This window comes from Bacteroides sp. GD17 (genome assembly GCF_038448625.1).
Taxonomy (GTDB): domain Bacteria; phylum Bacteroidota; class Bacteroidia; order Bacteroidales; family Bacteroidaceae; genus Bacteroides.
This window is the reverse complement of sequence record NZ_JBCEZS010000004.1, coordinates 1-24,585: the sequence shown is the minus strand read 5'-3', so window position 1 is coordinate 24,585 and position 24,585 is coordinate 1. Positions and strand designations below refer to the sequence as shown.

The 24,585-nt window shown below is 44.4% G+C and carries 19 protein-coding genes and 1 tRNA gene; 11 read left to right on the top strand and 9 right to left on the bottom strand.

The window, feature by feature from the left end; all coding sequences use genetic code 11:
• Positions 1-122 precede the first annotated feature (122 nt).
• The 4 genes from AAE250_RS07535 to AAE250_RS07520 are packed head-to-tail and all read left to right on the top strand — an operon-like array spanning position 123 to position 2,475.
• Positions 123-920 (top strand): CPBP family intramembrane glutamic endopeptidase, encoded by a 798-nt coding sequence (locus tag AAE250_RS07535; protein ID WP_342288815.1) that lies wholly within the window; start codon positions 123-125, stop codon positions 918-920.
• Positions 917-1,582 carry a DUF2975 domain-containing protein gene (locus AAE250_RS07530; protein WP_342288814.1) on the top strand — a complete coding sequence of 222 codons (666 nt, stop codon included), beginning with the start codon at positions 917-919 and terminating at the stop codon, positions 1,580-1,582. Before AAE250_RS07535 ends, AAE250_RS07530 begins: the two co-directional genes overlap by 4 nt.
• A 17-nt stretch (positions 1,583-1,599) precedes the next feature.
• Positions 1,600-2,217 carry a DUF2975 domain-containing protein gene (locus AAE250_RS07525; RefSeq protein ID WP_342288813.1) on the top strand — a complete coding sequence of 206 codons (618 nt, stop codon included), beginning with the start codon at positions 1,600-1,602 and terminating at the stop codon, positions 2,215-2,217.
• 51 nt (positions 2,218-2,268) lie between these two features.
• On the top strand, positions 2,269-2,475 hold the full coding sequence (locus AAE250_RS07520; protein WP_342288812.1) for a helix-turn-helix domain-containing protein: 207 nt from the start codon (positions 2,269-2,271) through the stop codon (positions 2,473-2,475).
• 123 nt (positions 2,476-2,598) lie between these two features.
• Here the strand turns inward: AAE250_RS07520 and AAE250_RS07515 are convergent, their stop codons facing one another.
• Genes AAE250_RS07515 through AAE250_RS07505 form a run of 3 tightly spaced genes read right to left on the bottom strand, consistent with a single transcriptional unit; the run spans position 2,599 to position 4,968 of the window.
• A complete protein-coding gene (locus AAE250_RS07515; RefSeq protein ID WP_342288811.1) occupies positions 2,599-3,024 on the bottom strand; it encodes a SufE family protein in 426 nt (141 codons plus the stop codon).
• A gap of 19 nt (positions 3,025-3,043) precedes the next feature.
• Positions 3,044-4,033 carry a M20 family metallopeptidase gene (locus tag AAE250_RS07510; protein ID WP_342288810.1) on the bottom strand — a complete coding sequence of 330 codons (990 nt, stop codon included), beginning with the start codon at positions 4,031-4,033 and terminating at the stop codon, positions 3,044-3,046.
• On the bottom strand, positions 4,033-4,968 hold the full coding sequence (locus AAE250_RS07505) for a S66 peptidase family protein (protein ID WP_342288809.1): 936 nt from the start codon (positions 4,966-4,968) through the stop codon (positions 4,033-4,035). Before AAE250_RS07505 ends, AAE250_RS07510 begins: the two co-directional genes overlap by 1 nt.
• Positions 4,969-5,179: 211 nt before the next feature.
• Between AAE250_RS07505 and AAE250_RS07500 the strand changes: the two genes are divergently transcribed.
• The 3 genes from AAE250_RS07500 to AAE250_RS07490 all read left to right on the top strand — a co-directional run bounded on the left by AAE250_RS07500 (position 5,180) and on the right by AAE250_RS07490 (position 10,483).
• Positions 5,180-6,091: a phosphate acyltransferase gene (locus AAE250_RS07500; protein WP_342288808.1), complete on the top strand. Its 912-nt coding sequence runs from the start codon at positions 5,180-5,182 to the stop codon at positions 6,089-6,091.
• A gap of 24 nt (positions 6,092-6,115) precedes the next feature.
• Positions 6,116-7,177 carry a butyrate kinase gene (gene buk, locus AAE250_RS07495; RefSeq protein WP_342288807.1) on the top strand — a complete coding sequence of 354 codons (1,062 nt, stop codon included), beginning with the start codon at positions 6,116-6,118 and terminating at the stop codon, positions 7,175-7,177.
• Positions 7,178-7,654: 477 nt separating this feature from the next.
• Entirely contained in the window at positions 7,655-10,483 is a 2,829-nt protein-coding gene (locus AAE250_RS07490) for an ATP-binding protein (protein WP_342288806.1), read from the top strand.
• Between the two features lie 671 nt (positions 10,484-11,154).
• On the opposite strand, the gene AAE250_RS07485 is transcribed toward AAE250_RS07490, so the two are convergent.
• The 5 genes from AAE250_RS07485 to pnp form a co-directional block, all read right to left on the bottom strand.
• The gene (locus AAE250_RS07485) at positions 11,155-12,756 is read right to left on the bottom strand and encodes a SusD/RagB family nutrient-binding outer membrane lipoprotein (protein WP_342288805.1); all 1,602 of its coding nucleotides are present in this window, start codon (positions 12,754-12,756) and stop codon (positions 11,155-11,157) included.
• Between the two features lie 20 nt (positions 12,757-12,776).
• Positions 12,777-16,205 (bottom strand): TonB-dependent receptor, encoded by a 3,429-nt coding sequence (locus AAE250_RS07480; RefSeq protein WP_342288804.1) that lies wholly within the window; start codon positions 16,203-16,205, stop codon positions 12,777-12,779.
• A gap of 190 nt (positions 16,206-16,395) precedes the next feature.
• On the bottom strand, positions 16,396-17,334 hold the full coding sequence (locus tag AAE250_RS07475) for a FecR family protein (protein ID WP_342288803.1): 939 nt from the start codon (positions 17,332-17,334) through the stop codon (positions 16,396-16,398).
• 279 nt (positions 17,335-17,613) lie between these two features.
• On the bottom strand, positions 17,614-18,174 hold the full coding sequence (locus AAE250_RS07470; RefSeq protein ID WP_342288802.1) for an RNA polymerase sigma-70 factor: 561 nt from the start codon (positions 18,172-18,174) through the stop codon (positions 17,614-17,616).
• Between the two features lie 174 nt (positions 18,175-18,348).
• Entirely contained in the window at positions 18,349-20,493 is a 2,145-nt protein-coding gene (pnp, locus tag AAE250_RS07465; protein WP_342288801.1) for a polyribonucleotide nucleotidyltransferase, read from the bottom strand.
• Between the two features lie 225 nt (positions 20,494-20,718).
• On the opposite strand from pnp, the gene AAE250_RS07460 reads away from it, so the two are divergent.
• From AAE250_RS07460 to AAE250_RS07450, 3 genes are all read left to right on the top strand, one after another.
• The gene (locus AAE250_RS07460; RefSeq protein WP_342288800.1) at positions 20,719-21,870 is read left to right on the top strand and encodes a thioredoxin-like domain-containing protein; all 1,152 of its coding nucleotides are present in this window, start codon (positions 20,719-20,721) and stop codon (positions 21,868-21,870) included.
• A gap of 191 nt (positions 21,871-22,061) precedes the next feature.
• Positions 22,062-22,526, top strand: coding sequence for a transcription elongation factor GreA (gene greA / locus AAE250_RS07455; RefSeq protein WP_342288799.1), 465 nt, complete (start codon positions 22,062-22,064; stop codon positions 22,524-22,526).
• 48 nt (positions 22,527-22,574) lie between these two features.
• Entirely contained in the window at positions 22,575-22,967 is a 393-nt protein-coding gene (locus AAE250_RS07450; RefSeq protein WP_342288798.1) for an HIT family protein, read from the top strand.
• Between the two features lie 90 nt (positions 22,968-23,057).
• Here AAE250_RS07450 and AAE250_RS07445 read toward each other — a convergent pair whose 3' ends face one another.
• Positions 23,058-24,143 (bottom strand): mannose-1-phosphate guanylyltransferase, encoded by a 1,086-nt coding sequence (locus AAE250_RS07445; protein ID WP_342288797.1) that lies wholly within the window; start codon positions 24,141-24,143, stop codon positions 23,058-23,060.
• Positions 24,144-24,300: 157 nt separating this feature from the next.
• Between AAE250_RS07445 and AAE250_RS07440 the strand changes: the two genes are divergently transcribed.
• Positions 24,301-24,384 (top strand) — tRNA-Leu (locus AAE250_RS07440).
• The last annotated feature ends 201 nt before the right edge of the window (positions 24,385-24,585 follow it).

Genomic DNA, 24,585 nt, shown 5'->3' with positions numbered 1-24,585 from the left:
CATTACGCTATTGGTTTTATCACTCTCTATGGTGATGGGATTGTTGGTAGGAGCATTTGCTGCCGCTTGACAATTTGTGAGATAAATGTGTATCTTTGCAGACTTTTAAGAAAAGCGGAACGATGAAAACAGCAATAAAGTTGATATTGGTTTACTTTCTGATGCAGTTGGCTGGTGGATTGGTTGCAGGAGTTTTTAGCTTGCTATATACTTATAGTGTATCTGGTGCAATGGATATGGATAAGGCAAAAGAGATTTCGATGGCACCTGCCATGCTGCTGGGTTTTGTATTTATGACACTATATCTATGGTGGAAGAATTATCTGTCGGGCGACAAGCATCTGTACTTTCCGGTATCATTCTCTTTTCTGACGTGGAGCGCACTTGGTGGGCTGTCTTTAGTTTTCCTGGTAGGTACTTTGGTTTCTCAACTTGCATTTCTGCCCGATTGGATGAGCGATACATTTAATTTGCTTCAATCCGGTTGGCTGGGGATTCTCTGCATAGCTCTGCTGGGCCCGATATTGGAGGAACTGTTGTTTCGTGGTGCCATTACCAGAGTGCTGCTCGAGAAGTATTCTCCTGCAAAAGCAATTCTGATCTCCGGTTTGCTTTTCGGAATCTTTCATCTGAATCCTGCACAAATAGTGAATGCATGCTTCCTCGGTTTCTTTCTTGCTTGGCTTTTTTATAAAACGAGGAGTCTTATTCCGGGTATTCTGCTTCATATTCTGAATAACAGTCTGGCCGTATATCTGAATCTGAAATATCCTGAAGCAGAAGAACTGCCGGACTTGGTAGGGAGTACAGAATTGATTATCTACTTGGTGATATTCACTTTATTATTTTTCCTTTCCTTGAAAAAACTGAATGACTATAAAATATCTGATATTAAAAACACTACAATAACTGAAGTATGAAGAGACGATTGAACATCCTTTGCTTAATAGTAATACTCGTACTGAGCTATTCGGTACTGGAGATGGGTTATGGCTTCTTTATCGGGGCTAAACTTGGTGCGGAATCGGTTGCGGAAAAGGGCCCTTCTCTTTCGGCGCAAAAGGAACTTTGGAATATGAAATACATCAGCTTGATGCCGGAGAACTTTTCTACGAGCGGCAGCGACATTTTTCAGGATTCTGTCTACAACGAAAAGAGTGGAGAGTATGTGCCTGCCACTTATGCTTCTATGATAATCAGTGTGGATACTCATCCTGCTATTTGGGAAATGATTACTGCAAAAGGGCTGGCTTTTGTGCAAATGGGAGTATATATCTGGGCTATTGTGCTGTTTATCCGGCTGATAATCTCCATCAATAAGTCCGATATCTTTAATTGGAGGAATGTCCGTCGTTTGCGTCGTTTGGGATTTGCTTTGATAATCAGCTTCTGCTGTGCACTTCTCACAGCTTATCTTACGGTGTATGGGGTGGATGAAGTTTTCTCACTCCATGGATACAGTCTGGATATTTCAGGAGTCATAAATACCACTATGCTGGTATTGGGACTTTGTGCGCTGATTGTGGGGGAAGTGTTTGCTATCGGATTGAAAATGAAGGAAGAACAAGACCTGACTATATAGAGTGGGAGGATTGAACAATGAAAAAGTTTAGAATATTAGGTGTATTGGCAATCATAGTGATTGTGGTGGAATTTATATTCTCTTTCGCAGTAGGCTGGGAAAGCGCCAGTGATAGCTTTATGGAAGGATATAATAGTGTATACGAAAATAGGTTCTACCAGACAGCTTCTGTAGATCTGAAGCCTTTATCGGATACTCGGTTGGATTCTTTATCAAATAGTCTTTCGAAAGAGAACGTGCCTTACAAAATAGAAAAGATACGTGTTCCTATTGTTCCGTCGGTATGGACCAGTATTATTACGTTCTTTGGAGTATTCTTTACTTTTGCTCTTCTTATCGGACTTTATTGTCTGATACGCCTCTTCATTTCCATATCGAAGCGTGACGTTTTTACCGACCGCAATGTATTGAGGATACGTATCTTTACCTATTCTTTGGTTGCATTTAGCTTATTAAATTCTTTGACGGAGTGGTTTAACTACCTGGAAGTAACCAAGCAAATTGTACTGCCGGGGTATGAGGTAAAGTCCTTTGAGATGTCTGCTGACTGGCTGCTGTTAGTTATTGTCGTCCTCTTTACCGAAATATTCGCTGTAGGGGTGAAGCTAAAGCAAGAGCAGGACTTAACTATTTAGGATGATGAATGTTATGACGACAAGTAAGAAATACGAAAATTTAATGGTTCTATGTCTATTATAGTAAATCTTGATATAATGATGGCTCGGAGGAAAATATCTTTGAGCGAACTGGCGGAGAAGATTGATATCACTCCGGCCAACCTTTCTATCTTGAAAACGGGGAAGGCAAAGGCTATCCGCTTTTCTACACTGGAGGCAATCTGTAAGGAACTGGATTGTCAGCCGGGGGATATTCTTGAATATAAAGAGGAGTAGACAGATGAATAAATGGGAATTTAGTGGTTGACAGAAGATTTTATAGACAAAAGAACATAAGAGCAAAAGAAGGAATTACCTTAAATATGTTCTTATGTTCTTTTGTCTTAAAAAGATAAGTTGTTATTTGTTCCCTTTCGCCTTAAACGCCAACGCATACATCCGCATCTGCTTTACCATCGAGAGCAAACCGTTGCTGCGGGTAGGAGACAGATGTTCCTTTAGCCCAATCTTATCGATAAAATAGAGATCGGCATTCAATATCTCGTCCGGAGTATGACCGGAAAGCACTTTGATAAGCAGCGAAATAATGCCTTTCACGATCAGCGCGTCACTTTCTGCCTGAAAGATTATTTTTCCATCCGCCTCGTCTGCCTGCAGCCATACGCGGCTTTGGCAACCTTCTATCAGATTCTGTTCCGTCTTATATTTTTCATCGAGCGGTTCCTGCTCGTTTCCTAAGTCAATAAGGAGCTGGTATCGGTCCATCCAGTCGTCGAAATCGTTGAATTCGGCGATTACTTCATCTTGTACTTCGTTGATGGTCATGATATTTAGTTATTAGTGATTATTTTTCGTTGTAGATTACTTGCATTACAGTCTGTCCTACAGCCTGAAGCGTTTCTTTGTCTATGGCATCCATGTCATCTTTCACCGTATGCCAATGCTCGAAGAAGCCGTAAGGTACGATATCTATGGTGGGTACATTGCCGTACCGGTTGATAAATGTATGGTCATCGGTTACTTCGCCTCCGTTCTTGGGAACAAAGAATCGTCCGAAGCCCAGGTCTTTGGCAGCTTTCCATACCTTGCGGTTGACGTCTTTGGCCACTCTCTCGGAGGTCGCTTCGTAGCGGAACTCAGGATTCTTACCTCCCACCATATCCAGCAGAATGCCGAAGCGGGCATGATATTTGTCTACATGAGGATTGCGTGCCCATGCCTGTGAGCCAAGTCCCCAAGCTTCTTCCTTGTGTTCTCCCTGGTAGGCAGTGTGCGTGCCGTAATCTTCCGCATCCACCAGGATGATGTCAATGCCGAGTTCCGGTTCTTGTTGCTGTATCTGCCGGGCTATTTCCAGCAGTACACCTACACCGCTTGCGCCATCATTTGCGCCTAAAATGGGAGTATAGTGCTTCTTCTCATCCGGATCACTGTCGGCCCACGGACGGCTGTCCCAATGGGAGAAGAGAGCAACGCGCTTTTTGCTGTCGGGCTTGTAGGCACCGATGATATTTCTTGCTTTCAGGAGAGTGCCGTCGTAAGCAGATAAATCAATGTACTGATTATAAACCTTTGCGCCGAATTGTTCCAGCTTACTGGCCAGGTAATCGCCACATGCCTTGTGGGCATCGGTATTGGGAACGCGCGGACCGAAATCTACTTGAGCCTTGACGTACTGATAAGCACTGTCTGCATTGAATGCCGGGACATTGACCGTTACCTTGGTCGTGCTACCTTCACTGTCGTCGGTAGACTTGCTGCTGTTGTTGCTACATGCTACTATTGCCACAATCAGTAATAGAAACAGGGGGATAAATGTATAATTCCGTTTCATTATCTTTCTGTATTAAAACTTAGTTTTACTTCTTTCTTTCCGACCTCCAGCGTCACTTCCGCCCCGTTAATCAATGGCACGTTCATGGTGACGTGTCCTACGGGGAAATCGAAACATATCGGATAATCGTATTCTTGCACCAGATCGGCCAGCGCGCCGTACAAGTCCTTTCCTAAAGACTTGTTTTCTTCGTATTCCGTAAACTGGCCTATGATGAGGCCCGAAAGTTTCTCGAGCACACCACCCAGCTTCAAGTTATACATCATGCGCTCCACAGCATGAGGACGTTCTCCCACATCCTCGATGAAGAGAATGGTACCTTCGGCGGGGATGTCATAAGGCGTGCCGCGAAGCCCGTAAAATACAGACAGATTGCCGCCGCGCAGAATTCCTTCTCCTTTCCCATTGTGGTTCAGCTTATTTGCCGGGCAGACGTAGCTGAATGTTTCCTCTCCCTTCAATGCATCTCCAAACAAGATGTCTTTCAGGGCCTGTGTGCAGAAGTCATCTTCCGGCTCTACGCTCAGGTGCCGCGCCATGGGAGCATGCAGTGAAGCAAAGCCGTTTTGCTGGAATACATTGTGCAGGGCAGTGATGTCGCTGAACCCGATAAGCCATTTGGGATGCTCCCTGAACTTGTTGAAGTCCAGTTTTCCCACCAGATGCACGGCGCCATATCCGCCGCGGCTGCAAAGTATGGCTTTGGCTTTCTCGTCGTCCATCGCCTCCTGCAAGTCTTCCAGGCGTTGCCGGATGCTTCCTGCATAAGTGCCGTGCGAGCTGCCGGCATGCTTTGCAAAGACCACTTCCAGTCCCCAGGACTTCAAGCGCTTATTGACACCTTTCAGGAAGGACTTGTCAATTTTGCTGGAAGGGGAAAGAACAATGATGCGATCACCCTTTTGCAGGTATGGAGGAAAAATAAGGTTACTCATATATTATCTGATATCTATATTGCTGCAAAAATACACAATTCACCACAGATAATACCGATTAACGCAAATTTTTAAGAAAGAAGGCAATCTATGTTAATCTGTGTAATCAGTGGCGTGTTCTGTCAAAATGATATTAAACATATAAAATTTAACGCCCTTCCATGCATCGTTTTTCGACATTTTTTCGGATATTTGCTAAAAATCTAACGTTATGGAACCGATTCGGAACTTTGATGAGCTTACCGCCCACCTGAAAACTTTGAATAAAAGGAAGCGCATAGCAGTAGTTTGCGCTAACGACCCTAATACGGAGTATGCCATTTCACGCGCCTTGGAAGAGGGGATTGCGGAATTCCTGATGATTGGCGACTCTGCCATTCTGGAAAAATATCCTACGCTGAAGAAGTATCCCCAATACGTCAAGACCATACATATAGAAGATTCCGACGAAGCGGCCCGAGAAGCAGTGCGCATTGTCCGTGAGGGTGGGGCGGATATTCTGATGAAAGGCATCATCAATACTGACAATCTTCTTCATGCTATTTTGGACAAAGAACATGGACTGCTGCCGAAAGGCAAAATCCTGACCCATCTGGCAGTGATGCAGATACCTACGTACGATAAACTGCTGTTCTTCTCCGATGCCGCCGTTATTCCCCGGCCCACCTTGCAACAACGTATCGAGATGATCTGGTATGCCATTCACACCTGCCGTCATTTCGGTATCGAACAGCCTCGCATTGCATTGATTCACTGCACGGAGAAAGTCAGCGCCAAGTTTCCCCATTCGCTGGATTACGTCAACATCGTGGAACTGGCGGAAGCCGGAGAGTTTGGCAATGTTATCATCGACGGTCCGCTGGATGTGAAGACGGCTTGCGAGAAGACCAGCGGTGATATTAAAGGAATAGCCTCCCCCATCAATGGAGAGGCGGATGTACTGATTTTCCCCAACATCGAATCGGCCAATGCTTTCTATAAAGCTGTCTCCCTGTTCTCCCATGCCGATATGGCGGGATTGCTCCAAGGCCCTTCTTGTCCTGTAGTGTTGCCTTCGCGCAGTGACTCCGGCCTATCCAAGTATTACAGTATGGCAATGGCTTGCCTGACTTCCACAACCTGATACTTTACATTTAAACCTCGGCTTATGAAAATACTCGCTATCAACCCCGGTTCTACCTCAACAAAGATTGCCGTTTACGAGGACGAAACTCCCCGCCTGGTGCTCAACATCCGTCATTCGGTAGAAGAATTGTCCGAATTTTCCCGTATCATCGACCAGTTTGAGTTTCGCAAGCAACTGGTATTGCAAGCGTTGCAGGAGAACGGCATTCCTTTTGAATTCGATGCCATCGTGGGGCGTGGCGGGCTGCTGAAACCGATTCCCGGTGGAGTGTACGAGGTAAACGATGCCATGCTGGATGACATCGCCCACGCCATGCGCAGCCATGCCTGCAATCTGGGCTGTCTTATTGCTTCCGAACTGGCGGAACTGCTTCCGGGCTGTCGTGCCTTCATTGCCGATCCGGGCGTGGTGGATGAATTGGACGAGATAGCCCGCATCACCGGTTCGCCTCTGATGCCCCGCATCACCATCTGGCATGCACTAAACCAGCGTGCCATTGCCCGCCGCTATGCAGCCGAACAGGGTACACGCTACGAGGATTTGGATCTGATTATCTGCCATTTGGGGGGCGGCATTTCCGTCGGTACACATCGCCACGGTCGTGCTGTCGACGTGAACAATGCTCTTGATGGTGAAGGCCCTTTCTCGCCCGAGCGTGCCGGGACACTTCCTGCCGGCCAGTTGATAGACCTGTGCAACTCCGGCCGTTTTACGAGAGACGAATTGAAGAAACGCATTTCCGGTCGTGCCGGGCTGACGGCTCATCTGGGCACTACGGATATTCCTGCCATCATCAAGCGCATTGAGGAAGGCGACGAGCATGCCCGCCTGGTGCTCGATGCCATGATTTACCAGATAGCCAAGCACGTCGGCGCTGCCGCCGTTGTTCTCTATGGCAAGGTCGATGCCATCTTGCTGACAGGTGGTATAGCGCATTCCGAATATATCATTTCCCGCTTGCGCGAACGTATCTCCTTCCTCGCTCCCGTCCATGTCTATCCCGGCGAGGATGAACTGGAAGCCCTGGCGCTGAATGTGCTGAGTGCTTTGCGTGGGGAACTGCCGATACAAGTTTATCAATAACCGGCTTGATGAGTATTATCATGGTATTTTGTAAATAGCTGTACTTGTATATAATTTATTACATAAAATGAGAATTGATTGATATTTTATTAGTATATTTGCCTCCTCATTTTATATTTTGCCACGATGAAACCCTATTTTATTCAAAGTTTGCGTCCATGCCTGCAAAGTTGCATGATGTTCTTTTTAAGTTTAATGTTTGCCTTTCCCCTCCATGTTTATGGAGAAAACCATTCTGCATCTAAGGGAGAATATGTACTGATTGTAAGTACTTATATTTCGAGTGCACCTTGGAGTAATGAACTTATAGAATCAGTACAAAAAATAGTTTTGAGGCATGATAAAATAAGCATATTCATTGAGCATCTCAATATGTTGCTTGTAGAAGATGCTGCCCAATTTGATAAAATAAAGCAAACTCTTTTCAGTAAATATGCAGCTTGCCCTCCAAAAGCAGTTGTTATGTTGGGTAATCCTATGCTTCTGTTAAGAGATGACATTAAGGAACAATGGGGAGATGTTCCGATGATTGTTTGTGCGGAGATGGATTTTATTGCTCCCGATTCGAACTATATCCTTAGTAAGCCCGTCATTGAGGAACAACGTATTCCACTTTCTAATTTGATGGATAAGTACAATATGACAGTACTGCAGACGCGGATGTTCCCACAAGAGAATATAGAACTGCTGGAACGTATGGTTCCCGACTTAAAGAAAGTTATATTGATAGGAGATGGTCGTTATTTTAATCAACAGCTTGATTACGATATGCGTCGACTTATTACTGCACAATATCCCAATCTGGAGTATGATTTTTTATCGGCTACCGAACTGAGCCTTGACGACCTGGTGGAGCGGTTGAATGAGGTTGAAGCTTCTCAAACCGGAGTGCTCTTTTCCTCATGGTCCAGTAAGTCGAATGTCATTGGCAATACTGTGCTCGATGCCAACTCGTTTCGTATTATAGGTAATATTTCCCTTCCGATATTTGCTCTTAAGTATGCCGTCATGCCGAATAGTGGATTGATTGGGGGGTATATTTTTGACAGGGATAAGTTCTTCTCCAAGTTGCAACATGTTATAGACATAGCGATAACCTACATTCAAACGGGTCAAGACGACTTTGCAGAAGTCCGTAATATACCTTGTTATATTCCTGAAGAGGCAGTCCCGACATTCGATTATCCCTCGCTGTTGATGAAGGGTTTTAGTGTAAGTAGTTTTCCTTCGAATAGTGTGTTCCTTAATCGTCCGGTGAATTTCTTTGAACGGAACAAATATGTTTTAATATGGGGAATACTGTTACTTGCTGCTTTGTTAGTTTATATCTATGTACATCAGCGTAACCGTATTGTTTCTTTGCGTGAACTCGATGAAGTCCGGCGCCGACAACTCGAAACAGATCGGGAATTGATCAGCCTCTTCGAAAATATGCCTGTTTTTTATATGAAAGCCAAGTTCATGCGCGATGATGCCGGAAGTCCTGATGACATTGCCATTTGCCGCATGAACGGGCGTTTCATAAATCACTTTGTCGGTGCTACCTATGAAAACAACCAGCGAGGAAGCGAGCTTTTGGGAGATGACTTCAAACTCTTCCTCCCATACTTGAAGTTGGTGGATGAGGAGCGGAAACCTATTACGTTTACACAATACATCTCCAAATCAGATATTTATATTTATGCTGTGATGACGCCTGCCACTCAAGAAGAACATGTCGACATTTACTGTGTAGATGCTACCGACCTCTACTATACTCAACGAAAACTTGACGAGACAAACCGGAAACTGGGATTGGTGCTCGACGTTGCCAATATTGTGCCTTGGCACTGGGATTTGCGGAAGCAGACCATTCTTTGCGAGATGAACCGCCCGGATAAGGAAGCAGATGGAATTCCGGTAATGGCAGAGAGACGGATGGAAGTTCCCGAAACCATGTACTTCTCGAAAATACATAAGGAAGACCGCGAACGGGTTCATCAAGCCTGGCGGGAACTGATAGAGGGGCGGACTTCGAAGATTTATGAAGAATACCGGATTATCAACCGCACAGCTTTTGGCTTCCGTCTGGATTGGGTAGAAGTGCGTGCCGCCGTCGAAAGCCGCGATGAGAAAGGGTTGCCACTCTCGCTGATCGGTTCATCGCATGTGATCACCGATCGTAAAAGGATGGAATCGGAACTTATCACTACCAAAGAGAAAGCCGAAGAATCGAATCGCTTGAAGTCGGCTTTTCTGGCAAATATGAGCCACGAAATACGCACACCGCTCAATGCCATTGTCGGCTTTTCGGGCTTGCTCAACTCTACCGAGGAAGAAGAGGAAAGGGAAGAATACGTCCGCATCATTGAAAACAACAATACCCTGTTGCTGCAACTTATCGGCGATATCCTGGATTTGTCGAAGATAGAAGCCGGCACTTTCGAATTCGTTGAAGCCCCCGTCGACGTGAACACCTTGATGGAAGACGTGATCCGCGTACAGCAAATGCGTGCCGATGCCAAGAATATTAAGATCGAGTTCCGTGACCATTTGCCCGAATGCTGCATCCTCACCGATCGCAACCGCTTGAGCCAAATATTGACCAATTTCCTGACCAATGCAATCAAATTCACTGAGAATGGCTCTATCACTGTGGGATATACTTCGCAGAAAGATATGCTTCGCTTTTACGTTACCGATACAGGATGCGGCATTCAGAGAGAAAAGCAAGCCGATATTTTCGAGCGTTTCGTCAAGCTCAACAACTTTGCGCAAGGAACCGGGCTGGGACTTTCTATCTGCAAAACCATCGTAAACAAGATGGGCGGAGAGATCGGTGTGGATTCGGAACCGGGAAAAGGATCGACATTCTGGTTTGTGATACCTGACCGGAAGGCTGTGATTCCAGAGAAACCGGTGGTAGAACACGAGTTGCAAGCAGTAAGCAAGAGTGATATAACCGTCCTCGTTGCCGAAGACAACGACAGTAACTTTAAGTTCTTTGAGTCCATTCTACGGAAGGATTATCGTCTTCTTCATGCCTGGAACGGGGCAGAGGCTGTTGAAATGTTTAAGATGCATCGGCCGCACATTGTGCTGATGGATATCAATATGCCCGTGATGGATGGTTATGAGGCCACCTCCGAGATTCGCAAGATATCGGCCGATGTGCCCATCCTTGCTGTGACAGCCTATGCCTATGCCTCGGACGAGCAACGCATCCTGAACTACGGTTTCGATGACTATGCTTCCAAACCTGTCAATCCTAATTTGTTGCGGTCGAAGATTCTCGATCTGCTGGCTACAAGGTTGGTGATGCTCTAACTACACCCTACACCCGCTTGATAATCTATTCATATAATGACGATTACGGGTGTATAAGAACTGTTGTAGGTGTATAAGGATTGTTTACTTCTTATACACCTTTTGGGAGGATAGTTGGCTGATTGTCGATGCAACTTGTTTATATTCAGCTGTTTCCTTCCTCTTCTATGGGTTTTCTACGACCGTAGCTAAATAACTTCTATTAACGCGATATATGGAGTTTTTCGGTGTTTTCCTCTGCGTTTATGAACCGAAATGAGGTGGAGTAATACCTATTTGCTTTGTTTGTTTTGTACTTCAGCCTTGTACATAACCTCCTTCACCCTTATCTGTTTCTTTGTCCCTCAGTTGCGGGCCGAACGGTTTCCGTACGAGGGCTGTATAGCCCACGGCTGTCCCCCGAATAGCCCCGAACCGAGGGGCGAAGAAACAGATAAGGCATAGCAACAAAAGGAATAGGGCAAAGCCATCTTTTCGCCAAGGTATTTCTCTATTTTTCTACTTGCCGCCGGAGGGAAATGAATGGGGGAAGGTCTGAATTACTGAAAGATAAATAGCCAAAAACAAAAAAGGAGCAAAGCCCCCCAAAGACTTTGCTCCTTCCAACCTTTTGTCCCTCGCAAACTAATACGAAGAAAACACCACTAATCAAAAATATACCTTTGTTCTATTTAGAAGTTGTTCTTTCCGGCATCCCACCAAAGGCGAGTACCACCGTTGTCATCTTTACCTAACTTATTGCATAATTCAGAATATTGAGCCGGGTCGTTTTCTGCAGCATCTGTAGAGAATGGCAGACGACGAATCATGGCATCAGTATCAATAGTCTTGCTTGTATTGGTTTGTACTTTGAATAGCTTTGGATATCCAGTACGGCGTTGTTCTGTCCATGCTTCATAGCTTTCGGGCCAACATGCCAACCACTTCTGAGTGATGATTTTCTCAAGCTTGACTTCCTTGCTCGCTGTTTCGTCCCATTTAGGAGAAACAGTGATGAGAGCCTCCATATCTTTGCCGACTTTGCCTTTTGAAGCAACATCTTTATAGTCGGCAGGAGTTTTGTCACTTGCTAAGTATTCGGAAGCACCTGTACAGTCCCACTGTGTGAATGATGTTGAAATTCCATTTTCGTAGCATTTTCTTGCGTCTTCGTCGGTATAGCCACGGAGTGCGGCTTCTGCACGGAGCAGCCATACTTCGGCGGCAGTCATCAATACAGCAGGAGTCTTTTCACCAATAGTATTGGTATTCAATGCAGAACATGCACCGTAAAGATTGGCGTCACCATCTTTCATCGGTAATCCTACAGGAATACCTAACAACTTGTCTTTATATCCTTCAAGGGAAGCTGTATTGTACCATTTCTCACCACGGGGGTCTTCATAGCCATTAAGTATGGACTCCATGGAAGCATTCATATATACTTCGCCCCAACCAGCTACACCATATAGCGGATTTACGTATGTTCTGCCTGATACGGCAATTGTCTCTTTAGCACCTTCCAATACTCCATTCTTATCATTCAGCGCTTTCTGGGCTTGTGCTTTGGCTGTTGCAGCATCCACATTGGAGATGCGCATAGCTAAGCGCAGACGTAGGGAATTGGCAAATGTCAACCAATCTTTTAATGTCTTGCCGTTAGTCAGCATGTCAAATTCTTTAAATTTGTTGTTGTCGCCACCGGCTGTAAGATATTCATTGATTAATTTCTGTCCTTCATCCAAGTCTTCGAAGAACTGCTTATAAGCTTCTTCCAAGCCATAAACCCTTGGAGTTTCGCCTAATTTATGATAAATCAACGGGCCGTATGTGTCGGCAACACGGTGCATTAATTCCACCTTTAGAATTTCTGTAACACCCAAATAGCCTTTCAATTGCTCATTTCCGTTAAAGTTCTTCTCGGCCTTCTGCACTTCTGTGTAGATATTACCGTATGTGTATTGCCACTCTGCATTTGTCCATCCTGAGTTTAGGTTATAGCAGGCATTATTTACCATAAACTTCGGAGTGGGATCCATGAAATAACCGGCATACATATCGTGGCTCAGGGCTTGTGTCAACTGCCATACCCAGTTGAGACCAGCCGGTGCATAGTTAAAATATATACCAGATTGAATCGTCTCAAATGGAGAAGTAAGGTTCTGGAAATCTTGCTTTTGTGATTCCTCTGAGAAACCACCTTTGATTTCATTGTCACTTTCAAACCCATCGGTACAAGCTGTAAAGCCAAGGAAGCCACCGAGGAGTAATGTTGCTATATATTTGCTTTTCATAATCTTTCGTTTTTGGGATTTTAGAATGTAAATTTCAAGTTGAAACCTATGTTGCGAGTAGTTGGCATGCCAAATACATCCACACCTTGGTTGTTATTACCTACTGACAATACTGCATCCGGGTCAAATGGTGCATCTTTTTTGAAGAAGAACAAGTTACGTGCTATCAATGATACGTCAAGTCCTTCGATAAACTTAGTCTTTGCAAGCAAAGTCTTTGGGAAGGAATAGCTTAATGAAACCTCACGTAGTCTGATATTGGTTGCATCATACATGTAGTATTCTGAAATACCGTTTCTGCCACCGACTGTACTATAAAATGCTCTTACGTCTTTGAAATGCTGGCCTTGATATTCAACAAAATTACGGTCACGAGATTCAGCGGTTGCTTTGGTTACACCTTTGGAATCCAAATCGGCTTGGGTCAGCGACATTACATCACCACCAAAACGGAAATCTATTAAGAAATATAAGCTGAAGTTTTTATAAGTAACTGTGTTACCCCATCCCAGTAAGAAGTCAGGGTTTGCATTGCCTAACAAATCTTTGTTTCCGCTATTGCCTTGAGGCTTTTCTTCTCCTGTTTCTTCATCTATTTTGGTTATGATCTTTCCGCTTTCGTCACGTTGAAATGCGTTACCATAGATGTCTCCTAACTTACCGCCTTCTTTGATGCGCATTTGATATGCCATATTGAAGCCTTCGTCATAGTAAGAGAATTGGGTATAATCGGGATGCAATGATACAACTTTATTGCTGTTGGCTGACATGTTGAATGCTGTTTTCCAACGGAAGTTTTCATTCATCAATGGAGTTGCATCGACTGTCATTTCAAAGCCTTGGTTGCGAATCTTACCTGCATTGATATAACGGAACTTATAAGCCGATCCGGAGGGGTTTACCATTCTGAGCAGTTGGTTCTTGGTGTTCGTTTTATACCATGTGAAATCAATTCCAAAGCGGTCGTGGAAGAAACGCCATTCTGTACCAAACTCAAAAGAGTTACTGATTTCAGGCTTTAAGTCACCTCGTTGTTCTGTATCATTAACGTTTACACCCCCACCGGCTGTGATAATATCTACCGGATTTGTGATTCCCAAAGGAAGGTCATTACCTACTTCTGCCCATGATCCGCGGATTTTGGCAAAGTTAATCCATTCCGGAAGATTAAAAGTTTTATTGATAATCCACGTCAAACCTACTGAAGGATAGAAGAAACCGGATTCTTTACTGTCTGTGTAGGCCAATGTAGATGACCAGTCATTACGAGCAGTAAGGTCTAAATATAACATTTCTTTCCAACCGAATTGTGCTGTTGCGAATACGGACTGAAGTGTACGCTTCTGGTTAATCGTTTGAGTAGCGGCAGCTTTAGTATCCATTACAATGTTTGGTACAGTGAATACATTGGGTTTGTATAATGATGCCACCTTTGAGTCGAGCATTAGTGAATTGACAGTGCTTAAATTGATGCTGGTACCTAAGGCTGCGTTGAGCGAAAAGTCTCCGAAATTCTTGTTGAACATTGCCATTACGTCGGCGTATGCTTGGAATTCTTGGTTGTCTGACCATACATAGCGACCGTTTTCTTTTCCATTGTATTTACCGGTGATATTAGGGGCGGTACTGGCATACATTTGATTTTCGAACTTATCACTAACATAATCTACGTTGCCGCGGGCTTGTAAATTGAACCAATCTGTGACTTTCAGATTAGCACTGATGGAAGCTAATGCACGATAGCGCTTATTAGTGCTAAGTACTCGGTTTCTTAACCAATATGGATTTTGTGACCATTCGCTGATTGTGCCGTCATCGTTCTTTTCAATCCAGTTTTGAAGCATCATATTACGGTTCGGATCAAATGTTTCGAACTCGCTCTTATACGGTGCGATATCAACGCCACGTGGAAAACCATACAGACTGACCAATGGGTTCATGTAGTAACCACCGGTAGCAGGAGAGTTTTTAATTTTTTGCATCATCAACGTAGCACTGCCATCTAACTTCAGGCGATCGTTGAACAGGCTTGCCGTTTCGTGTAAGCTTAGGTTATGTTTTTGCATTTTATTGCTGTCAACGATACCTTTTGCGGTGGTATTGGCATAAGAAAAGTAAGTTTGTATTTTCTCGTTGCCGGTTGTTATAGACAAAGAATTGATAGCAGTAACTCCGTTTCCGAAATAATCACCAACGTTGTCGTAGTCTTTCACGTTGCCTTTTGCACCCCAGCTTGCTGTACCACCGTCTTCATTGCGTCCGTACGAGTTTTGGAAATCAGGAGTGCTGATAGCATGATCTACTGTTAAATTAGTAGAGAAGGTGATACGTTGTACACCGGCTTTACCTTTCTTAGTGGTAATCAAGATAACACCATTGGCTGCTTGTGAACCATATAATGCTGCTGCAGAAGCACCCTTTAATATGTTCATGCTTTCGATGTCATCCGGGTTTAAGTTAGAGATACCATCACCTGCATCGCGGTTTACTCCATCATTGTCACCACCCATAACGGTTGCAGTAGATTCGGTAGAGTTATTCAGCATGGGGACACCATCAATTACATATAACGGTTGGTTGTTACCGCTGGCGAATGCAGAACGTGCACCACGAATAGCAACTTTAGCAGAACCTCCCAGATTGGATGTCTTATTGATTTGTACACCGGCAGTTTTACCAGCTAATGCATTAATCATATTGGGGTCTTTGGCACGGGTTAATTCGTTGCCGTTTACCTGTTGGGTAGAGTAAGTCAGTGAAGCGGCTTTCTTCTTGATACCCATAGCGGTCACAACCACAGTTTCAAGCGTCAGTTCTTCTTCTTTCATCTGTATATTAAGCATCTTCTGTCCGTTAAGGGCAACAGTGACCGGCTCGTAACCGATGTACGAGATAACCAGCGTGGCATTAGCGGGAACATTTAAGGTGAACTCACCGTCTATATTGGTGATAACACCGTTCGTAGTACCCTTCTCAAGGATGTTGGCACCGATAATGGGTTCGCCTTTGGTGTCGGTTACCACACCTTTGACGGCTACATTTTCTTGTTGTACACCTGCGACGCTTTCAACGCTTTCGCCTTGTTTGGTCAGTACGATGTTCTTGCCTTCCATCACGTAGCGGATGTTGGTTCCGTCGAAGACTTCATCCAAAACTTGGGATACGGGTTTGTTGTTGGCGTCAACATTGACTGTGCGACGTACATCGACACTTTTCTTGTTGTACACGAACAAATATTCAGTCTGTGATTCAATTTTAGCCAGTACTTGTCCCACTCTTAACTGGGAGTTGGGGATACTTACTTTGGCGCTTTGAGAGTAACTGTCCGCACTGTAAACCTGGAAAGTTACAAACAGAAGTAGGAATAGTGTGATCTTCATAGTTCGCAATAATTGCTTAAATTCTAAACTTTTTGGACAAAAAAGTCCATTCAAAGAAATTTTTCTCATATCTTTGTCACTGTGTTAAGTTAATAAATTGATTAAGGTCGATTTTTGACTGTTTCGGATCGGAAAGTATGGGGGTACTTTCCGATCTTTTTTATATGTCAAAAAAGGGGGAAAGGAATTGTTGACTGTTTCTGCTATACTTTCATGATATTATAAGATTTTAAAGGGTTAGTACTAAATTCTAAGGTCTTTATTTTTCATATATGAATATCGAGTCTTTGGCTTCGTTGATGCTGTAACTGAACGGATGGTCCTTGGAGATTGTCTTCAGGATATGTTCTATGCCGTCTTGCTCTCTGAACTTACCGGTGAATCCTCCGTGATTCAGTAGTTTGGCGCTGTTTACGGTGATTTTCACGTTATAGTATTTCTCCAGTTTGTCCACAATACAACTGAACGGGACATCGTCGAAGCAATACAATCCTTCTTTCCAGCGCAGATACTCGTAAGAAGGAAGAACGGTCTTTTTGTAACGTCCGTCGTAGTTGGCAAAGAATTCATCTTTTTGCAAGCGGGTGATGACTTGGTTACTGCGGGAGGGATAGATGTCTACGATGCCTTCTATCAAAGTAGTCTCAAATTCTTTGCTGTCGTTGTAGGCGCAAACGTTGAAACAGGTTCCTACCACTCTTACTTTATTCATTTCAGTATTTACGTAGAACGGAATCTGCTTGTTCTTGGCTACTTCAAAGTATGCTTCGCCATCCAGTTGGACGTTGCGCTCCTTGCGGCCGAAGTTGGCGGCATAAGTCAAGGTCGATTTGGAGTTCAGCCATACACGTGTTCCGTCGGCAAGGGTGATTTGTGCACGTTGTCCGGCAGGTACGGTAATGGTTTGCAGTTGGGCGTCCTTGCTATATAGATAGTCGGTAGTCATGAAATAGCCGGCTACGGCTACGATGACGGCAGCGGCAATACGTGCTGTCCAGCGGAGCATCGGGATGAGGCGTGCTGTCTTCTTTTCTTCTGCTTCTTGCTTTTCGGAGAACAGGGAGATGTCGAACATCATGCGTTCCTTCAGGAAGGCTTCCCGGTTTGCATCGGAGGCTTCCACCCAATCGAGAATTTGCTTTTCTTCGTCGATGGAGGCAGTGCCTTTGAAATACTTATATAATAGTTCTTGGTTCATCGTAAATGAATTGTTTGCTTAATAATAGAAGTGCTTTTTTAGCCCTTTCTGCATATATAACCGGATAGTTTGCGATGACCCTATGGAAAAATGCAACTTTTTTTGCAGAAAGGATGTTTTTAACATTTGAAGATTGTTGTAACTGTCATTCGTCAGTTCGATGAATTAAAAAATCGTTTTTCTATGCATCACAGAAGTTCAATTCATTGCAGCAATGTTCTCTGAAATCATTGATGCAATAAGTTCTGAAAACATTGCTGCAATGATTTCTGAAATCATTCAAAATAGTATAGAAGCGAGGTAATCCTTCAGTTCCAGCCGCAAAATGCGCAGTGCTTTCGTCATGTGGGCTTCTACGGTTTTGAGCGAAATGTTCAGTTGTTCGGCAATTTGTTTGTTCGGTAAGTTCTGGTAGCGGCTCAGCATGAAGATGGTCCGGCTTTGCTCGGGCATTCCTTGCAAGGCTTTGTGGACGATGTGCTGTATTTCGGTATCGAATATTTGGTCGGGTTCACAAGCTTCCAGCGTGGATATACGCAGGCTCAGTTCGCGCTGGCTATGGCTGTTGATGTCCTCTTCGGCACGCAGGCGTACTTGCTTGTGCTCTAAGAGGTTGAGGCATTTGTTTTTAATGATGGTCAGCAATAAAGCGTGCAGGTTGCTGTTCTCTTCCCAGCGGTCACGGTTCTCCCATAAGACGATCATTGATTCCATCAACACATCTTCTGCTTCTGCTTTATCTCTAAGGTAAGAATAAGCAAAGGCCAGAAACTTTTCTTGATTTTCTTGAAAGAAACGTGAGAAAAGATTCATAGTATGTAGGCTCCCCGGGTTGGACATCTTTGAGCTTTATTATAGAATATAAGGTTTCACTCGGCAAAACAACATAATCTTTTTGGATTATGCAAACTTTATACTTTTTTTTACGCTCTCTTACAGTCTTTTTATGACAAAAAGAAAGCCCGGCGGAACAATATCCGTCGGGCCTCTATATAATAAGGAATAGGGGAAATCTTATTTTCTTTCCGGTCTATCCTGTCTTTCCGGTCTTGGCAGCAATACCTTGCGAGACAGTTTGAACTTACCGGTTTTGGGGTCGATGTCGAGCAACTTCACGTCAATCTCATCGCCTTCCTTGATACCGGCTTCTTCTACTGTTTCGAGGCGCTTCCAGTCTATCTCGGAGATATGGAGCAAACCATCCTTGCCCGGCAAGAATTCAACGAATGCACCGTAAGGCATGATGGAGCGTACTTTACCTTTGTAGACTTCGCCTACTTCGGGTACTGCTACGATAGCCTTGATCATGCGTACAGCATCGTCGATGCACTTCTTGTTGGTTCCGGCAATTTCAATTCTACCCACATTGTCCACTTCTTCGATGGTGATGGTAGCACCGGTTTCTTCCTGCATACCTTGGATGATCTTACCGCCGGGGCCGATGATAGCACCGATGAATTCTTTCGGAATGGTCATCGTTTCAATGCGCGGAGCATGAGGTTTCAGTTCTTCGCGAGGTTCTGCGATGCATTCGGTAATTTTGCCCAAGATGTATTCGCGACCTTCTTTAGCTTGCAGCAATGCCTTCTCCAGGATTTCGTAGGACAGACCGTCTACCTTGATATCCATCTGGGTAGCAGTGATACCGTCTTTAGTACCGGTCACCTTGAAGTCCATATCGCCCAAGTGGTCTTCGTCGCCGAGGATGTCGGACAATACGGCATATTTGTCTTCGCCTGCATTCTTGATCAGTCCCATTGCAATGCCCGATACCGGTTTCTTGATCTTCACGCCGGCATCCATCAGCGCCAGCGTTCCGGCACATACGGTAGCCATGGAGGAAGAACCGTTTGATTCGAGGATATCGGAAACGACACGTACTACGTACGGATAGTCAGCAGGAATCTGGCCTTTCAATGCACGCCATGCCAGGTGACCATGACCTACTTCACGACGGCCTACACCGCGCTGTGCCTTGGCTTCGCCCGTAGAGAACGGAGGGAAGTTGTAGTGCAGCAGGAAGCGTTCTCTTCCGTGTTCCAGTACGTCGTCGATGATTTTTTCATCCAGCTTGGTACCGAGAGTAACGGTAGACAGAGACTGAGTCTCGCCACGTGTGAATACAGCTGAACCGTGAGGGCCGGGCAGGTAACCGATTTCGCACCAGATAGGACGGATTTCGGTTGTCTTACGTCCGTCAAGACGCTTGCCTTCGTCCAGGATGGAACGACGCATAGCTTCTTTTTCTACATCGTGGTAGTAACGGTCGATAAGTGCACCCTTTTCTTCCAATTCTTCTTCGCTGAACTGGGCTTTGAATTCTTCGCGGATAGCATCGAAGGCATCCATGCGTTCGTGCTTGTTGTTGTTTCCGGAAGCTGCGATGGCGTATGCCTTGTCGTAGCAAGCATCGTGAACTGCCTTGCGGAGTTCTTCGTCGTTTACTTCGTGGCAGTATTCGCGTTTTACGGTAGAACCGACTTCTTCGGCCAGTTCCATCTGAGCCTTGCACTGAACTTTGATTGCTTCGTGGGCAGCTTTCATGGCTTCCAGCAAATCTTGCTCGGATACTTCGCTCATTTCGCCTTCCACCATCATGATGTTTTCATAAGTAGCACCTACCATGAGGTCCATATCGGCTTCTTCCAATTGGTCGAAAGTAGGATTGATCACGAACTTACCGTTGATACGCGCTACACGTACTTCGGAGATGGGTCCGTTGAAAGGAATATCAGAAACTGCCAGAGCAGCAGATGCTGCAAGTCCGGCCAATGCATCCGGCATATCGACACCATCTGCTGAAAAGAGGATGATGTTTACATATACTTCTGCGTGAAAATTATCGGGGAATAAAGGGCGGAGAGCACGGTCTACGAGGCGGCAAGTGAGGATTTCGTAATCAGAAGCGCGTCCTTCACGCTTGGTGAAACCTCCGGGGAAACGTCCGAATGCGGAGAATTTTTCTTTGTACTCTACCTGTAACGGCATGAAATCTGTTCCGGGAACTGCGTCCTTGGCGGCACAAACAGTAGCTAAAAGCATGGTGTTACCCATACGAAGCATTACAGAACCGTCTGCCTGTTTTGCCAGCTTTCCCGTTTCGAGCGTGATGGTTCTTCCATCAGGAAGCTCGATCGTCTTAACAATTGGGTTGATCATAAAAAATGTTTTAATCTATTTTCTTACAAAATTCGCGCAAAGATACATATTTTATTCGTCTAAAATGGTGGGAATGAGATAAAAAGTTTGCTTTTAGTTGTTTTTTGCAATTTTCTATGCGGAAGATAAAGAGAAAATGCTTTGACTAAACTTGAAAAGGAGTATATTTGCAGGCTGATTCTGAATATGAAAAATACATTGGATAAGTAAAAACAGAGAAATAGTATGAAGAAAATCTTTTTTGTGGCACTTGCGGCAGTTGCGTTGAGTGCGTGTGATTCTGAACCGAAATTCAAGGTAGAAGGTGAAGTGTCCGATGCTGACGGCAAGATGCTTTATCTGGAAGCTTCGGCGCTGGAAGGCATTGTTCCTTTGGATTCTGTAAAGTTGAAGGGTAGCGGCTCATTCAGTTTCAAACAGGCACGCCCGGCATCTCCCGAATTTTATCGTTTGCGGGTGGATGACAAGGTTATCAACTTCTCGGTCGATTCTACGGAAACGGTTCAGGTGAAGGCTCCGTATGCCGACTTCGCTACTGCTTATACCGTAGAAGGTTCTCCCAATAGCTCGAAGATTAAGGAACTGACTCTGAAACAAATGGAACTTCAGAACAAGGTGAATACGCTGCTGCAGTCCGTGCAGGCTCATAGCATTGCTGTGGATGCGTTTGAAGACAGCCTTGCCACGCTGTTGAAGAACTACAAGGATGATGTGAAGATTCATTATATCTTTGCTGCTCCCAATATGGCGGCTGCTTATTTCGCACTGTTCCAGAAATTGAATAACTATCTGATTTTCGATCCGTTGAACAGTAAAGAGGATATCAAATGCTTTGCTGCTGTTGCAACAAGCTTGAATAACTACTATCCGCATGCCGACCGTTCCAAAAATCTCTATAATATTGTAATCAAAGGAATGAAGAATACGCGTACTCCGCAACAGAAAGTTCTGGAAATTCCCGAAGAGGCAATTAATGAAACGGGTGTGATTGACATCAGCTTGCGTGATATGAAAGGTAATGTGCGTAAGTTGAGCGAGCTGAAAGGCAAAGCGGTTATCTTGGACTTTACCATCTATCAGAATGCTGTTTCGGCTACACATAATTATATGTTGCGCGATTTGTATGACAAGTATGCAAGCCAGGGATTGGAAATCTATCAGGTGTCTTTGGATGCCGATGAGCATTATTGGAAAACAACGGCCGATAATCTGCCTTGGGTTTGTGTGCGCGATGCGAATGGAGTGTATTCTTCTATTGCAGCGTCTTATAATGTGCAAAACGTCCCTTCTGTCTTCCTGATCAACAAAAACAATGAGTTGAGCGCTCGTGGTGAGACTATTAAGGACCTGGAAGCAGCAGTGAAAGCATTGCTGTAACATGTTATAAATTAGAACTTTTCATTTAAATATGTTACAAAGCAGCCTTTTTTGCTTGACATGCATTGAATAAAAGGCTATCTTTGCAAAGGAAAATCGAGAAGAGGGTTCCAGCATGCTGACCATGTTGGAATTCTTTTTTGTTTATAGTACCATTAAAAACTAACATAAATATTTAGGAGGAAAAAAGTATGGCTTATATGTCAGAAGAAGGCTACAAGAAATTGATGGCCGAATTAAGACATCTGGAGACGGTAGAACGTCCCAAGATTTCGGCTGCAATTGCCGAAGCACGTGATAAGGGCGACTTGTCGGAGAATGCGGAATATGATGCTGCAAAAGAAGCACAAGGTATGCTTGAGATGAAAATCAATAATCTGAAGCTTACCATTGCAGATGCCAAAATCATCGATGAGTCCAAGTTGAAGACCGACTCGGTACAGATTCTTAATAAGGTGGAACTGAAGAACGTAAAGAATGGCATGAAGATGACTTATACCATTGTTTCGGAAAGTGAAGCCAACCTGAAGGAAGGTAAGATTTCTGTGAATACTCCGATTGCGCAAGGTTTGCTTGGCAAGAAGGTGGGTGACGTTGCAGAAATCAAGGTGCCGCAGGGCATGATTCATCTGGAAGTAATGAACATATCGATTTAATTGAAGGCAGGTCCGCGTGCGGGCTTGCCTTATTTAATATATAAAGCTATGGCAACAATATTCAGCAGAATTATCGCAGGTGAAATACCTTGCTACAAGGTAGCGGAGGATGACAAGTTCTTTGCATTCCTTGACATCAATCCGTTGGTGAAAGGTCATACATTGGTCGTTCCCAAGCAGGAAGTGGATTATATCTTCGATTTGAACGATGAAGATCTGGCAGCAATGCATGTATTTGCTAAGAAAGTGGCACTTGCCATCGGTAAGGCTTTTCCTTGCAGAAAGGTTGGTGAGGCTGTATTGGGACTTGAGGTTCCTCATGCCCATATCCATCTGATTCCTATGCAGAACGAAAAGGACATGCTCTTCTCAAATCCTAAGTTGAAGCTTACGGACGAAGAGTTCAAAACTGTGGCAGAAGCGATTCGTGCCGCACTTTAATTAATAATTTCCTCCCTTAATTAAATAAGAATGGGGACTGAGCGTGAGCCTGGTCCCCATTTCCTTATCTTCTCAATTCTAAATTCCTGATTAGATATAATCGTCTCCCATTTTAATCTGCGCATCGTTCACGTACTTGCGGATGGCATGTTCTTCGTCTTTTTTGCAGATCAGCAAGACATTGTCCGACTCGGCGATGAGATAGCCTTCCAGTCCGTCGATAACGGCAAGTTTGTTGTCGGGCAGCACTACGATATTGTCTTTGCTGTTATAGATAAGTGACTTGCATTTCAGGGTAACATTTCCTGCTTCGTCTCTTGGAGATAAGTCGTATAACGATCCCCATGTACCTAAATCGGACCAGCCGAAATCACCCAGTGAAACGTATACATTGTCTGCTTTCTCCATAATGCCAAAGTCAATGGAGACATTAGGGCAGGCGGGGAAATTCTCGTCGATGAATTGTTTCTCCTTGGAAGTGCCATATATATCTTTGCCGGGAGCCAGTTTGGAGGCCAGTTCGGGCAGTAAGGCCTCGTTTGCTTTAATGATGGTATTTACATTCCACATGAAAAGGCCGGAATTCCAATAGAATTCTCCGCTTTCTACAAATACCTTTGCCAGTTCCAGCTCCGGTTTTTCTGTAAAGGTCTTTACTTTGTAGAAGTTACCTCCGGCAGACTCGGCTATTTGTATGTAGCCATATCCGGTTTCCGGACGATTGGGCTTGATGCCGAGCGTAAGCAGGTTTTCTGATTGCGAAACGAACTTAAGTCCATTTTCGATAGCAGCCAGAAACTCACCTTCTTTCAATATCAGATGGTCGGAAGGTGCTACCACGATATTGGCATTTGGATTCAGGGCACGGATGTGATAAGATGCCCATGCGATGCAGGGGGCGGTGTTTCTGCGTGTCGGCTCTAGCAATATTTGGTCGGGATTGAGTTCGGGAAGTTGCTCCTTCACGAGATCGGCATACAAGTCGTTTGTCACGATAAGTATGTTTTCTTCCGGTATTACTTTTCTGAATCGGTCGAACGTTTGTTGTAACAATGAGCGTCCCGTACCGAAGAAGTCCAAGAATTGCTTAGGAAGCGTTTTGCGGCTGAACGGCCAAAAGCGGCTGCCTATTCCTCCGCCCATAATCACACAGAAGTTATCCTTATTGGTTACCATGTTATTTGTTTTTAAAGTTTCTGCTAATGTACTGCATATTTTACAAACAAGAAATGTTTGCGATATGTTTTATTACTTTTTTCGCCTTTTTTTAGGAAAAGTATTGCAGGTTCAGAAAAAAGACGTATCTTTGCACCGCAATTGAGAAATCAAGCATGCCCAGATGGCGGAATCGGTAGACGCGCTGGTCTCAAACACCAGTGGATTCACTTCCATCCCGGTTCGACCCCGGGTCTGGGTACTGAAGCGGACAAAATTGAATTATTCAGTTTGTCCGCTTTTTCTTTTCCTCGTAACTCGTTGGTTTGCTGATAGATTAAATCGAGAACTTTGTTGGGATCAACGTAAAACCCTGAGGGATTAATGTCTAAATTCTTATCTTTGCCTCCACATTATGTAATATATGTAATAATGGAAACAAACGGTTATCGCCTTCTTCTTC